The following is a 13,821-nucleotide window of genomic DNA, read 5'->3' as shown; positions in this document are numbered from 1 at the left end:
GGGGCTGACTCAGGCGAGCAGCTGCTTCGGCTCGGCGAGCACTTCGTCCAGGTGCCGCAGGAAGCGCGCCGCGTCGGCGCCATTGATCACGCGGTGGTCGTAGCTCAGCGAGAGCGGCGCTTTCAACCGCCATTCGATCGCGTCGTCCGAAGCGCGGCGAGGCTTCCATTCCGCCTTGGCAATGCCGAGGATCGCGACCTCGGGCGCGTTGACGATCGGCGTGAAGCCGGTGCCGCCGATGCCGCCGAGCGAGCTGATCGAGATGCAGCCACCCTCCATGTCGCTCATCGGCAGTCCGCGCCCCCGCGCCTTGGCCGACAGGGCCGAGATGTCGGCCGCGACGTCGGCGAGTGGCTTGCGGTCGCAATCGCGCACCACGCCGACCACGAGCCCGCGCGGCGTGTCGATCGCGACGCCGATGTGGAAGTACTTCTTGAGCACGAGGTTCCGGCCGCTCGCGTCCAGCGAGGCGTTGAACTGCGGGAAGGCCTTCAGCCCCGACACCAGCGCCTTCGCGAAGAAGGCCAGCGCGCTGGGCCGGGGCGCCAGCGTCGCGCGCAGCGCTTCGACCGCAGTGATGTCCGCGTCGTCCTGGTGCGTGACGTGGGGAATGCTCAGCCAGTTGCGCGACAGGAACCCCGCTGTCAGGCCCTGGATGCGCGACAGCGGCTTGAGCTCGACCTCGCCGAAGACGGCGAAGTCGACCACGGGCCAGGCCGGAAGGTCGGCACCGATCATGCGATTTCGGCCAGCAGTGCGCCGACCTCGTAGACCTCGCCGACGCGGGCCACGATCTTCAGCGTGCCGGTCGCAGGCGACTCGACCTCCTGCACGGACTTGTCGCTTTCCAGCGCATACAGCGGCTGGCCTTCGGTGACGGCGGTGCCGTCTTCGGCCATCCATTCGGCGAGCGTCGCCTCGTTCATGGAGAAGCCGATCTTGGGGAGCAGAACCTGGGTGGCCACGGGGATGTCCTCGGTCGTTGGTGAGTTTTCAGTCCAGCGTCTTGCGGATCGCCGCCTCGATCGTCGCGGGCTGCGGCACATGGGCCATCTCCAGCGTCTTCGAGAACGGGACCGGCGAGTGGTTGGCGCCGACGCGCTGCACCGGCGCCTTCAGCTCGCCGAACAGATGTTCGTGCAGCAGCGCGGCGATCTCGGCACCGACGCCGAAGCGGCGCACCGCCTCGTGCACGACCACCGCGCGCCGCGTCTTCGCGACCGAGCGCAGCAGGGTTGCCTGGTCGAGCGGCGAGATGGTGCGCAGGTCGATCAGCTCGACCTGGATGCCTTCCTTGGCCAGTTTCTCGGCCACCGCGGCGCAGTCCTGCACCATGCGGCTGTAGCTGATCACGGTCACGTCGCTGCCTTCGCGCAGCACCTTCGCCTGGCCGAGCGGAATACGCTGGCCGACCTGCGGCGGCGCGCCCGGCGTCCAGTAGCTCGGCATGTTCTCGATGAAGAGGCAGGGGTCCTCGTCGAAGATGCACGACAGCATCAGCCCGTAGGCATCGGCCGGCGAGGACGGCGCCACCACCTTCATGCCGGCGGTGTGTGCGAACCAGGCCTCGAGGTAGTCGGCATGCTGGCCGCCGGTGCCGAAGCCGGCGCCGGTCATCGTGCGGATCGTGATCGGCACGTGCGTCTGCCCGCCCGACATGTAGCGCAGCTTGGCCGCATGGTTGACGATCATGTCCATCGCCACCGTGGTGAAGTTCATCAGCATGATCTCCGCCACCGGCCGCATGCCGACGATCGACGCGCCGATCGCCGCGCCGATGATGGCCTGCTCGGAGATCGGCGTGGAGCGCACGCGCGAGTTGCCGTACTTGCTCGACAGGCCCTTGGTCACGCCGACGATGCCGCCTTCCTGGCCATCGGCGATGTCCTCGCCGAGCAGGATGACGTTCGGGTCCAGGCCCATCGCCTCGTCGAGGGCCAGGTTGACGGCCTGGATCGTGTTCATGGGCTTGACCTTGTCGAGCACGGCGGTGGCGGTATTCATTGGGCAAGCTCCTCGGCCAGCACATCACGCTGCAACTCCGAGAGGTCCGGCACGGGGCTTTCCAGCGCGAAGGCCACGGCCTCGTCGATCTCGCGATCGATCGCCGATTCGAGCGCCGCGAGCTCCGATTCGGCCACGCCTCCTTCGATCAGCCAGCTGCGAAAGCGCGGCACCGGGTCCCTCGCCATCGCAGCCTCCTTCTCTCCCGGCGCCATGTAGGCGTCCGCATCGCCGAAAACATGGCCATGGAAGCGGAAAGTCTTGGCCTCGATCAGCGTCGGACCTTCGCCCGCGCGCGCCCGGCTGACGGCCTCGCGCGCCGCGGCATACACCGCCAGCGGGTCGTTGCCGTCGATCGTGACGCCAGGCATCTGGTAGCCGGCGGCGCGGTCGGAGATCTGCTTGGCGGAAGTGGCCAGCTCGTAGCGCGTGTGCTCGCCATAGCCGTTGTTCTGGCAGACGAAGATCACCGGCAGCTTCCAGACCGCCGCCATGTTCAGCGCCTCGTGGAAGGCGCCGATGTTCGAGGCGCCGTCGCCGAAATACGCAACGGACACATGCTTCTGCCCGCGGATCTGCGCCGCCAGCGCCAGGCCGTTGGCGATCGGCATGCTGCTGCCGACGATGCCTGTCGTCACCATCACGCCGGACTCCGGGTGCGTGATGTGCATCGGGCCGCCCTTGCCCTTGCAGGTGCCGGTCGCCTTGCCGGCAATCTCCGCCCACAGCAGTTTCGACGGCACGCCCTTGGCGAGCATGTCGTGGATGCCGCGGTAGATGGTGCAGATGGTGTCCTCGTTGGTGAGGTTCACCGACACCGCGGCGGGGATCGCCTCCTGCCCGCGCGGCGAGTAGTACGGCGCGACGATCTTGCCGGCCTTGATGACGGCGCGAAAGCGATCGTCGCTGCGCTGGATCAGGGCCATGCGGCGGTAGATGTCGACCAGGATGGCCTGGTCGATGCGTGTGTCGGGTGTCATGGATGGTTCCTGCTCGATGTCATGGCGCCGCGGCGCCCAGTGCGTGATGCGCGGCGATGTAGCCGAAGGTGAAGGAGGCGCCGATGCTTGCGCCCGCGCCGGGATAGGAGCGCCCGACCACCGAGGCGGTGCAGTTGCCGGTGGCATAGAGGCCCGGGATGGCCGAGCCGTCCTCCCGCAGCACGCGGGCATGCTCGTCGGTGACCACGCCGCCGGCGGTGCCGACGTCGCCGGGGTACATGCGCACCGCGTAGAACGGCGGCTTCTCGATGGCGCCGAGATTGGGATTCGGCGTCACGGTCGGGTCGCCGTGGCAACGGTCGAAGGCGCGCGAGCCGCGGCCGAAATCGCTGTCGATGCCGCTGCGGCAGAAGCCGTTGAAGCGCTCGAGGGTGCGTGCCAGCCCGGGCCCGTCGATGCCGGTCTTCTCCACCAGCTCGCCGATCGACTCGGCCTTGATCATGTAGCCGCTCTTGAGCCATTCATCGGGCACCTGGCCGGGTTGCGCGGTGCCCCAGGGGTAGTAGGCGCGCTGGCGGCTGTCCATGATGACCCAGCTCGGCACGGCCTTGCCGGTCTCGCGCTCGCGCCGGTACATGCGCTGGCCGATCTCCATGTAGGCACCGGCCTCGTCGCAGAAGCGCTCGCCGAGCTGGTCGACCATCATCGAGTACGGCAGCGACAGGTCGAGGTGGTGCATGAAGGGCAGCGGCGTGCCGTCGGCCGCATAGCCGCCGGGCTTGGGCGGCTGGCCGTCCGGCGCGAGCGAGGTCACGACCCACCAGGCCTCGTCCATGCAGTCCACGGCGGCGCCGAGCGCCATGGCCAGCTCGATCGCCTCGCCGGTGTCGCCGGGGTTGGCATTGGTCCAGGTGGCCGAGTTCGGGTGGGGCTGGAAGCGCTGGCGCATCGACGCGCTGCGCGAGAAGCCGCCGACGTTCATCAGCACGCCATGGCGCGCCTGCACGCGCACCAGCCGGCCGCCGCGCTGCACGGCGACGCCTGCAACGCGATCGCCGTCGACGATGAATTGCGCGAGGGCCGAGCCGGTCCAGATCGGCAGCTGCTCGCGCAGCGCGATCTGCAGCATGCGGCCCTGGATCGCCGCGCCGGCGCCGGCGAGCCGGCGGCCGGTCAGCTTGCCCTTCAGCATGCGCCCGACCATCGACAGTGCGGTCTTCTTGCCCCGCCAGGTGCGCTTGGCCAGCATCAGCGACGGGAACTGGTCGGTCGGCAGCGGCAGGCTGAAGCCCTTGTAGCGCGACAGCTTCGACTCCCACTCGCCCAGCTCGCGCGTGTCGAAGAGCTCGGCCAAGAGCGAGCGGCCGCGCGCTTCGCCGCCGGGCAGCTCGTCGTAGTAGTCGGACCAGCCGTCGGCATAGACGAACTTCATGCCCTGGTCCTCGAGGAACTCGACCATCTTCGGGCCGTTGCGCAGGAAGGCGTCGCGCCGCGCGGGGGTGGTGCCCGGGCCTTGGTAGGTGACGGCCGCGTCGAGATACTGCCGCGCGCGCTCGGCACTGTCGGCCACGCCGGCGCGCTTCATCACCGGGTTGTTCGGCACCCACCAGACGCCGCCGGAAAAGCCGGTCGAGCCGCCGATGAGGGGCTGCTTCTCGACGATCAGCGCGCGCTTGCCCAATTGCTTGGCCGCGAGCGCGGCGCACATCGAGCCGCCGCCGCTGCCGACGATGACGAAGTCGAAGGCCTCGTCCCAGGTTCCGTTGGTCGTCATCTTGTGCTCAGGCGCCGCTCGGCTCGTCGAACAGGATCTCGCGCAGCGCGCGGTGGAAGTTCGAGATGGCGGACTCCTGCAGCGGGTTCGTGCGCGCGCCCCGGAAGGCCTGGGACTTCATGCCCTTCTGCACCTCGGTCATGTTGGCGAAGTCCTGCGACAGGATCAGGCCGAAGCGCTCGACGGTGTCGGTCTTCCAGTCGTCCGCGCCCCAATAGAACTCGCGCTGCAGCTTGGGCTCGGCGCCCGGTGCGTAGCGGGCGATCGAGCAGATGTCGTAGAAGCAGGAGTCGGGGTTGTCGCCATCAGGCCGGGCGCGGTAGAACAGCATGCCGTCGGGCGACATCAGGAAGATCATGTTGGGGAACACGTGCCAGTCGGTCCCGGCCTTGTAGATCTGCTCGCCCGTGAGCTTCGGCCAGCCGGCGCCTTCGGCGATCGCGGCCTCGGCCTGGAACTGGCCCACCTTCATCAGCAGCTCGAGGTGCGGCGTGTCGGCCGGGCACTCGGTGAGGATGCGCCTGGCCGCTTCCAGGTCGCGCTGGGTGGTGATCGCCTTGAGCTGGTCCTCCAGGTCGGCGAAGAACTTGACGATGCCGGGGCGCACGTCGTCCGGCACCGGCCGCCCGGTGCGCGGCGAGGGCGCGCCCGGCAGCCGCGCCGGCGCTGGGTAGCCGAACATGCCGTGTCGGCCGAAGGTGAAGCTGCGCGTCACGTCGTCGCCCTGCGAATCGAGCAGCTGGGGGTGCGTGCCGAAGACGTGATAGCCCTCGCTGAAGGCTTCCAGCGCCACCTTCCAGTTGCAGGGCAGGCGCACCGACTTGTACCAGCGGTAGCGCATCTTCTCGAACTCGTAGCAGTCGGTGTATTCGGGCACCGGCGCCAGGTGCCTGGCAAGCGGCTCGCAGGTCGGGTCGAAATTGACGAAGACGAAGCCGGCCCAGGTGTCGACCTTGATCTCGGGCAGCGAGAAGTCCTCGTCGCTCATGTCGGGGCAGCCCTGCCAGTCCTCGCGGTCGACGATGCGGATGACCTTGCCGTCGAGGTTCCATTGCCAGCCGTGGAAGCGGCACTGCAGCCTGGCGGCCGACCCGCAGCCTTCGGTGAGGCGCCGGCCGCGGTGCTGGCACACGTTGTGGAAGGCGCGGATGGTGTCGGGCGTCTGGCGCACGACGATGATCGACTCGTCGTTGATGTCGTAGGTGACGTAGTCGCCCGGAAAAGGGATTTCCTCGAGGCGGCAGGCGAGCTGCCACACCTTGGGCCACAGCAGGCGCTTTTCGAGCTGCACGATCTCGCGGGAGATGTAGTGCTCGGCCGGGACGTAGTCCACGCGCACCTTGGGCTTCACGGCGGTATCCACAGTGTCTCTCTCCTGGTCTCGATAAGCCGGAGGCACGTTGCCTCGCCGGTCATCAGGTATCACAAATTGAATGACGTTCTGAAATATAAACGCGCGAGCTTCGCAGTGTCAATGCGGTCGGACCCGCCTTCACGCGGATCGAGGCGCCTCACGACCCGGCCCGCTCGAAGAGCGCGGCCAGCCCCTGCCCGCCGCCGATGCACATCGTCTCCAGCGCATAGCGGCCGCGGCGACGCTTCAGCTCGTGCAGCATCGTCGCGAGGATGCGCACGCCGGTTGCGCCGATCGGGTGCCCGAGCGAGATGCCACCGCCATTGACGTTGAGCCGGTCGGCGTCGTTCCAGTCCCAGCCCTTCAGCACCGCCAGCACCTGCGCCGCGAAGGCCTCGTTGAGCTCGACGAGATCGAGGTGGTCGAAGGAGAGGCCCGTGCGCGCCAGCAGCTTCTGCACCGCAGGCACCGGGCCGATGCCCATGCGCGAGGGTTCGCAGCCGGCGGCGGCCCACCCGCGCACCCAGGCCATCGGCTCGAGCTTCAGTTCGGCCAGCTTGTCCTCGGCGACGACCAGGCAGGCAGCGGCCGCATCGTTCTGCTGGCTCGCGTTGCCGGCGGTCACGGTGCCGCCCTTCAGCACCGGCTTCAGCTTCGCGAGCGTTTCCATCGTGGTTTCGGCACGGATGCCTTCGTCGCGTGCGAAGTGCAGCGGCTCGCCCTTCTTCGCCGGCACCGTGACGCTCACCACCTCGTCCGCGAAGCGGCCTTCGCGCCAGGCCGCGGCGGCGCGCTGGTGGCTGCGCATCGCGAAGGCATCGGCGGCCTCGCGCGAGATGCCGTAGTCGCGCGCCAGGTTCTCCGCGGTCTCCGGCATGCCGGAGATAGGGCCGAAGCGGTGCTCGGGCTGCGAGCGCTCGCGACCGCGCTGCAGACGGTCGTGCATCGTGACCGAGCCGGCGCGCGAGCCCCAGCGCAGATCGGTCGTGTAGTACTCGATGCTGCTCATGCTCTCGACGCCGGCGGCCACGACGACGTCGGCCGCGCCGGTCTGCACCTGCATCGCCGCATCGATCACGGCCTGCAGCCCGGAGCCGCAGCGCCGGTCCAGCGTCATCCCCGGCACCGAGACCGGCAAGCCGGCATCGAGCGCGGCATAGCGGCCGAGGCACGGCGCCTCGCTGTTGGCATAGGACTGGGCCATCACCACTTCGTCGATGCGCTCAGGGTCGATGCCGCTGCGGGCGACCAGCGCCTTCAGGATGGTGCTGGCGAGCTGGTCGGCGGGCATGGGCTTCAGGCTGCCGCCGAAGGCGCCGACGGCGGTGCGCAAAGGGCAGACGATGGCGGCTCTGCGCATGCGTCAGTGCCTCTTGGATGCGGGATCAGGGCGCATGCGTCACCGCGCCCCGGGCTTCGTCGCCCTGCGCCTCCCAGTAGGCCGCCCAGCTCGGCCAGGCATGCGGCAGCTGCGGCGCGAACTTCGGGGCCTCGTACTTGCCGGGCCAGTTCTGGAAGCCCGCTCCCTCGCCGCGGTTGGGGCGCTGCTGCCAGTCGGTCGAGTACCAGTGCTTCTCGTCCCGACGCTCGAAGCACCAGAGGCCTTCGCTGCGCACATAACGGTCGAAGTAGCAGATCGACATCTCGATCCAGTGGTCCTTGTCTTCGTGGCCGGCGCGGCAATAGACGGTGCCCGTCGCGTGATCGGCGTCGACCAGGTCGATCGTCTGCCCGCACACCAGGTGGACCGAGCGGTAGAAGCCCGTGAGCACATGCCGGCTCGCGTAGTAGCGCTTCAGGGCCTCGCGTCCGCTGCCCCAGCGGCCGCAGTCCACATCGGCGGCGAAGAGCGCGACCAAGGCGTCGACATTGCGCGAGTCGACCGCGACGGCGTAGCGCGCGGGCAGTTGCCCGATCGCGAGCTCGGCCTCGACGCGGGCCAGGCGTTGCGCCAGATCGGCCGGACCGGCGGTATCGCTCACGACGCCGCCTCTCGATCGATGAAGTCCGCGACGTAAGGCTGGTGCGCCAGCGAGCCGCCATCGACGCAGATGATCTGGCCGGTGATGAATGCGGCCTCGTCGGAGGCGAGGAAGACCACGGCGGCGGCGATGTCCTCGGGCCGCCCCAGCCGCGGCGTCAGGTGGTGCCGCAGCATGATCTCGCCGACGCCGGAGGCGGCATAGCTGTCCTTCGTCGACGGCGTGACGATCAGCCCCGGCGAGATCGCGTTGCAGCGGATGCCCTCCTTGCCGTGCTGCGTCGCGACGCTCTGCGTCAGCGAGTTGATCGCAGCCTTGGAGGCGCTGTAGGCGCTGTGCGAGAGCGCGCCGGCGAGGGCCGCATTCGAGCTGGTGTTGACGATCGCGCCGCCGCCGCGCCGGCGCAGATGCGGGATCGCCGCCCGGCACGCGATCATCGTGCCGCGCAGGTTGGTGCGCAGGATCGCGTCCCAGACCTCGGTGTGGACGGTGGCGACCGGCCGATCGCAGGTCGACGACAGGCGTGTGTCGGCCGCGTTGTTGTGCAGGATGTCGAGGCCGCCGAGCCGCGAGGCGGTAGCTTCCACCATCGCAAGCACCGAGGCCTCGTCGCCCAGATCGACCTGCAGCGCGATCGCATGGCCGCCCTGCGCCTCGATCGCCGCGACCTGGCGCTCGGCGGCGCCGAGGTCGATGTCGGCGACCGCGACCGCGGCGCCCTCCCGCGCCAGCGCCAGCGCGCAGGCCGCGCCGATGCCGCCGCCCGCGCCGGTCACCAGCGCCACTTTTCCTTGAACGCGTCCCGTCATGGCTGTCCTCACAATGCGGTGTACAGGCCGCCGTCGACGGGCAGGTTCTGCCCGCTGACGTAGCCCATCAGGTCGCTGCACAGCGCCACGACGGCGCGGCCGATGTCCTCGCGCGGCACGCCCATGCGGCCGAGCGGGAACAGGCGGAGATAGGCGTCGCGGACCGCTGGGTTCTGAGCGAAGAACACCTGGGTCGGCTCGGTGGCCGCGGCAGGCTCGATCGCATTCACGGTGATGCCGTGCGGCCCCCACTCGCGCGCCAGCGACTTGACGAAGCCCCGGTCGCCGCCCTTCAAGGCCGAGTACACCGGGTTCATCGCCGCACCGTGAAGACCGAAGGCCGAGCCGAGCACGATGAAGCGGCCGCATCCGCCGGCCCGCAGGTGCGGCAATGCAGCCTGGGCGCAATGCAGGTTGCCGTCCCAGGCGACGCGGGCCTGGCGCAGCCAGTCCTCTTCGCTGACGTCCTCGAGCGCGATCGGATGCGCCGAGTCGCCGGCGTTCGCGTTCTGCACCACGATGTCGAGCCGCCCCCAACGGTCCACGGCTGCTTCGACGGCACGATGCACGGCCGCTCGATCGCCGACATCGGCCTCGAGTGCGAAGGCCGCACCGCCCTCGGCGGCAATCTGCGCGACGGTGTCGTCGCAGGTCGAGGCGCGGCGCCCGGTCACCGCCACGCGCGCACCTGCGGCGGCGAGCGCCAGCGCGATGCCGCGGCCGATGCCGGCGCCGGCGCCGGTCACGAAGGCGACGCGGCCGTCCAGGAGGCCCGCGCCGGTTGTTGTCGTCGTTGTCGTCATTTCGCTTGTGTGGGTCATTGGAGTGGGGCGGCGCTCATGGCACCATCCAGTCGCCGCCGTCGAGGTTGAAGCTCGCGCCCGTCACGCCCCGCGCGCCGTCGCTGCCGAGCCAGGCGATCACGTCGGCCACATCGGATTCCGCATCGGGCACGCGGCCGAGCGCCGGCGGGGGGGGACCGAGCTCCGGCGTCGGCGGCAGCGCGGCCCCTGCCAGCGAGCCCGCGTAGCGCTGCGCCCCGACGCCGACCCAGTTGAGCCGCATGCCGTGCCGGCCCCATTGCCGCGCCGCCGACTTGACCAGCGTGCGCTGCGCTTCGGCCAGCGTGATCAGCGGGACCAGCCCGGCCGCGCCGACCAGCGCCACCGACGGGCCGACGAGCACCGTCGCCCCGCCTGCCTCGTGCTGCTGGCGATAAACGCCCTGCAGGAAGTACAGGCTCGCGAGCATGCTGCGATGCACGGCGGCATGCCATTCCTCGCCGGACAACACCTCGAGCGGGCGCGACGCCAGCGCGGCAGGCGTGGCGCCCGCATGCACGAAGAGGTCTGCGCCGCCGGCCTCGCGTGCGGCATGGCCGAGGGCTTTCTCGGCGTCCGCGCAGGAGCCGGGCGCCACGTCGACCTCGACCACGCGCGCCCCATGCCGCCGCAGCCCGCGTGCCAGCGCGCGTCCCAACGGCAGACCCGGCATGGCGACGATCGCACACCGGCCTGACAGCAGCGCCGCACCGGCGTCTTGCCCTATTCCTTGGACCATGCCTTGCTCCTTTGCGGCCCGGGCGGGCTCGCCTGTCTCGTAGATTGCGATGTCATTTATATGAACGTCGTTCTACAATATAAACCAGCTGATGACGCCCCGGCAAGCGCTGCAGCGCTTCTTTTTTCGTTTAGCAGGAGACCCGCGTGACCTCACCCGTGCTCGACGCCAACCCTCCGGTGCAGCGCGCCATCGACAACGCGATCGCCGGCGGCCGCGAGATCGGCGTGCAGGTGGCCGCCTACCATCGCGGCCGCCTGGTGGTCGATGCCTGGGGCGGCCTGGCCGATCCGGCGAGCGGACGCCCGGTCGACAGCGAGACGCTCTTCAACGTCTACTCGGTGACCAAGGCCGTCGCCGCGACGGCGGTGCACATGCTGGTCGATCGCGGCCGCCTCGACTACGACGCGCCCGTGGCAAGCTGGTGGCCCGAGTACGCCGCGCATGGCAAAGGCGGGACCACGCTGCGCCACGTGCTCACGCATCGCGCCGGCATTCCGCAGATGCCGGAGGGCATGACGCCGGAGCGCCTGTGCGATTGGGCCTGGATGACCCGCGCGATCGCGAAGCTCGAGCCGCTGGCGGAGCCCGGCACGAAGACCCTGTACCTGTCGATGACCTTCGGATGGATCCTCGGCGAGCTGGTGCGTCGTGCCGACCCGGACCATCGCTCGCTGGGCCGCTTCGTGCGCGAGGAGATCGCCGAGCCGCTCGGCGCGCCGGACCTCTGGATCGGCATCCCGGATGAGGCCGAGCCCCGGATCGCGCGACAGATCGATGCGATGCGGCCGCTGCCGGCCGAGCACCTGCCGCCGCTCTATCTCGCCTCCATGCCGTCCGAGGTCGCGCTGGGACCGGCGGTGTTCGAGCGGCCCGAGGTGCGCCGCGCCGAGGTGGCCGGCGTCGGCGGCATCTTCACCGCGCGCAGCGAAGCGCGCTTCTGGGCCATGCTGGCCGGCGGCGGCGAGCTCGATGGCGTGCGCCTGCTCTCGCCAGGCCTGGCGGCCACGCTGAACACGCCGCGTGCGCACAGCGACGAGCCCGATTCGGTGATGTTCGGCTTCCCACTCCCGATCACGATCGGGGGCTACTGGTTCGGCGGCGAACATCCGCCGGTGTGCTCGGCAAAGAGCCCGCGCGCGCTCTGCCATCCCGGCCAGGGCGGCTCCATCGGCTGGGCCGATCCCGATGCGCAGCTCGCCGTGGCGATCTGCCACAACCGTCTGTTCAACCCGGCCACACGCGAGGAAGACGCGATCCTGACGATCGCCGAGGCCGTGCGTGGTGCATTGAAGCTCTGAAGGAGGAACGCTTGCGCTGGGGCCGCTCCGCGCTGATGGCGACGCGCACGATCAGCAGTTCAATGGGCGGCTGACCAGGGTTCGCTCACTCCGCGCCGCCAGACGAGTCCGTGCGTCGAGGGTCGCGTTCCCGCAGCTTCCGTTCGGGACGATAGGTCTCGCGGTGAGAGAAGTATTCGAGGACGAGGCCTGCCACCACGATGGCGGCGATGCAGAGAAGGACGAGGAGGGGAGACATGGCGGGCATCGAGTAACCCGTTTGTTGTACATGCGGCCGGCGCGGACGGCGCCGTCACATTAGGCGAGTGGGGGCATGATCGGCCACTCGGATGCGACTTTTTTCACGGCTCCTGCCACCAATCCTCGGATGGGTGCCAGGAACCCGCTGTCGACCTGCTTATCCGGCTCGGCATTGGGGATGGGATGCCGCGCGCATGTCGCCAATCTTCAAGACGTGCGCTTCACGCCCGCCCAACATGGGAGCCACCCCTCGAGACCCTCCATGCAGTCCGTCTCCTCCAACATCCTTGCCAAGGCCGGCGACGTCGTCACGCCGTCCGCGCGGCAAGGCTATGTAGACGCCTTTCGAGGCCTCCTCATCGCCCACATGGCACTGGACCACGCTTCGCTGATGTTCAACGCCGGCCGGGCCGGCGAGGAGCTGGCCGCGGGCGCGGCGCCCGCGTCCGGCGACCTGCTGCAGTTCCTGACGCGCTTCACGGGTGTGCCGGTCGCACCGGCCTTCTTCTTCATGGCCGGCTTCATGGTGGCGCTGACCAGCGCTTCGCGCGAGCAGCGCGGCCTGCCGCATGCCGAGGTGACTCGACGGCTGATCCTGCGCGGCCTGGTCCTGATCGCCGTGGACGCGCTCGTCATGGGCCTGCCGCGCGCCGCCATGGGCTTCTATTCGTTCGTCGTGCTCAGTTCGATCGGCGCAGCCATCATCCTCCTCGCGCTCGTGCGCGACGCGCCGGGCAAGGTGCTGCTGGGCGCGGCGATCGCCATGCTGGCGCTGCACCCGCTGCTCGATGTGTCGGCGCTGCCGCTGCCCTTGCGGGCGGTGCTCTACGAGCCGGTTCGAAGCGGCGCGTTTCGTTCGCTCTACCCGGTGGTCCCCTGGGCCGGGATCGCCGTCGTGGGCTTCGTCGTGGGGCGCGGTGCGCTGCAGCGCCGTGAGCCGGCACGGTTCTGGCTGGGGCTGGCCGGCGCCTGCCTGGCGCTGTTCCTGGCGATCCGCCTGAATGGCGGCTACGGCAATGCCTACGCGTACACGAAGGTCGACAGCTTGGCGTTCTGGACCTTCGCCAAGTACCCGCCGGACCTGCCCTTTCTCGCCTGGTCTTTCGTCGCGATCTTCGCGGGCTTGGCTGTGCTGTGGTGGGTCACGCGCAGCGGCGTGCCCCTTTGGCTTCGCCCGTTCGTGATCTTCGGCCGGGTGCCGTTCTTCTTCTATGTCGTTCACTTCTACGTACTGGGCATCGCCGCAGCCGCCGTGCACACGAAATGGGGATTGGCACCCACCTATCTGATCTGGCTGTTGCTGTTGGTCCTCATGCTCTGGCCTTGTGCCTGGTACTACCGCAAGAAGCGGGACCGGCCGAACTGGGTCACACGCTACTTCTGATGCTCCGGCGGGCGGCCCACGGTGGCCGCAGGCAGAACCTGCCTCACTTGAACAGAAGTTCACCGAACTTCGCTGCAGCCTCACGCGTGCTTTACCTCTGGCCTGCAGGATTGGGGCTCCTGAACACAATGCCTCGAAGGAGCTGCCATGAAGAAGATGTTTTTCGCGTTCGGCGCTGCAGCCGCGGTCGCCCTGGCTACGTTGAGCGGTGCGGCACAGGCGCAGCCGCACCACGGTGACAGGGGTTATCGCCCCCACATCGTCGTCGTTCCGCCGCCCCCGCCGCGTCACATCGTCCGGCATGGCTACGACTCGCGTCATGACCATCGGGCTTACAACCGCCATGCGCGCAGAGACAGCGATCGCGATGGCGTGCCCAACCGCTACGACCGCCGTCCGCACAACCCGTATCGATACTGAGCACACGTGGCTCCTGCGCACCCCCTCGCCAGCGACACCCCTGGCGTGGGGG

14 protein-coding genes are annotated in these 13,821 nt (G+C 69.3%); 3 read left to right on the top strand and 11 right to left on the bottom strand.

All coding sequences use genetic code 11. From position 1 onward, the window contains the following. Positions 1-9: 9 nt before the first annotated feature. The 11 genes from GXN78_RS38375 to GXN78_RS38325 form a co-directional block, all read right to left on the bottom strand. Complete coding sequence (locus GXN78_RS38375) at positions 10-738, bottom strand: 2-oxo acid dehydrogenase subunit E2 (protein WP_106556882.1); 729 nt, start codon at positions 736-738, stop codon at positions 10-12. Beyond that, complete coding sequence (locus GXN78_RS38370) at positions 735-965, bottom strand: lipoyl domain-containing protein (protein ID WP_106556881.1); 231 nt, start codon at positions 963-965, stop codon at positions 735-737. Before GXN78_RS38370 ends, GXN78_RS38375 begins: the two co-directional genes overlap by 4 nt. A 28-nt stretch (positions 966-993) precedes the next feature. Next, on the bottom strand, positions 994-2,004 hold the full coding sequence (locus GXN78_RS38365) for an alpha-ketoacid dehydrogenase subunit beta (protein WP_239143077.1): 1,011 nt from the start codon (positions 2,002-2,004) through the stop codon (positions 994-996). Further along, positions 2,001-2,984: a thiamine pyrophosphate-dependent dehydrogenase E1 component subunit alpha gene (locus GXN78_RS38360; RefSeq protein ID WP_106556880.1), complete on the bottom strand. Its 984-nt coding sequence runs from the start codon at positions 2,982-2,984 to the stop codon at positions 2,001-2,003. The genes GXN78_RS38365 and GXN78_RS38360 overlap by 4 nt, the downstream gene beginning before the upstream one ends. Before the next feature lie 19 nt (positions 2,985-3,003). Then, complete coding sequence (locus GXN78_RS38355; protein WP_106556879.1) at positions 3,004-4,719, bottom strand: FAD-binding protein; 1,716 nt, start codon at positions 4,717-4,719, stop codon at positions 3,004-3,006. Between the two features lie 7 nt (positions 4,720-4,726). Continuing rightward, complete coding sequence (locus GXN78_RS38350) at positions 4,727-6,082, bottom strand: aromatic ring-hydroxylating dioxygenase subunit alpha (protein ID WP_106556878.1); 1,356 nt, start codon at positions 6,080-6,082, stop codon at positions 4,727-4,729. A gap of 148 nt (positions 6,083-6,230) precedes the next feature. Continuing rightward, the gene (locus GXN78_RS38345) at positions 6,231-7,433 is read right to left on the bottom strand and encodes an acetyl-CoA C-acetyltransferase (RefSeq protein ID WP_106556877.1); all 1,203 of its coding nucleotides are present in this window, start codon (positions 7,431-7,433) and stop codon (positions 6,231-6,233) included. A gap of 25 nt (positions 7,434-7,458) precedes the next feature. Beyond that, positions 7,459-8,055: a nuclear transport factor 2 family protein gene (locus GXN78_RS38340; RefSeq protein WP_219910070.1), complete on the bottom strand. Its 597-nt coding sequence runs from the start codon at positions 8,053-8,055 to the stop codon at positions 7,459-7,461. After that, positions 8,052-8,864: an SDR family oxidoreductase gene (locus GXN78_RS38335; RefSeq protein ID WP_106556876.1), complete on the bottom strand. Its 813-nt coding sequence runs from the start codon at positions 8,862-8,864 to the stop codon at positions 8,052-8,054. Before GXN78_RS38335 ends, GXN78_RS38340 begins: the two co-directional genes overlap by 4 nt. A gap of 8 nt (positions 8,865-8,872) precedes the next feature. Further along, entirely contained in the window at positions 8,873-9,667 is a 795-nt protein-coding gene (locus GXN78_RS38330; protein ID WP_106556875.1) for an SDR family oxidoreductase, read from the bottom strand. Positions 9,668-9,701: 34 nt separating this feature from the next. Beyond that, the gene (locus tag GXN78_RS38325) at positions 9,702-10,424 is read right to left on the bottom strand and encodes an SDR family oxidoreductase (RefSeq protein ID WP_106556874.1); all 723 of its coding nucleotides are present in this window, start codon (positions 10,422-10,424) and stop codon (positions 9,702-9,704) included. 146 nt (positions 10,425-10,570) lie between these two features. On the opposite strand from GXN78_RS38325, the gene GXN78_RS38320 reads away from it, so the two are divergent. The 3 genes from GXN78_RS38320 (at position 10,571) to GXN78_RS38310 (ending at position 13,769) form a co-directional block, all read left to right on the top strand. Beyond that, positions 10,571-11,725, top strand: a complete 1,155-nt coding sequence (locus GXN78_RS38320) for a serine hydrolase domain-containing protein (protein WP_106556873.1) — start codon at positions 10,571-10,573, stop codon at positions 11,723-11,725. A 502-nt stretch (positions 11,726-12,227) separates the two neighbouring features. Continuing rightward, a complete protein-coding gene (locus GXN78_RS38315) occupies positions 12,228-13,349 on the top strand; it encodes a heparan-alpha-glucosaminide N-acetyltransferase domain-containing protein (protein ID WP_164256309.1) in 1,122 nt (373 codons plus the stop codon). A 147-nt stretch (positions 13,350-13,496) separates the two neighbouring features. Next, positions 13,497-13,769 carry a hypothetical protein gene (locus GXN78_RS38310; protein WP_106556871.1) on the top strand — a complete coding sequence of 91 codons (273 nt, stop codon included), beginning with the start codon at positions 13,497-13,499 and terminating at the stop codon, positions 13,767-13,769. The last annotated feature ends 52 nt before the right edge of the window (positions 13,770-13,821 follow it).

The organism is Variovorax sp. WS11, assembly GCF_010499245.1.
GTDB lineage: Bacteria > Pseudomonadota > Gammaproteobacteria > Burkholderiales > Burkholderiaceae_C > Variovorax.
The sequence above is the reverse complement of the archived record's forward strand: the minus strand, read 5'-3'. Positions and strand labels throughout refer to the sequence as shown.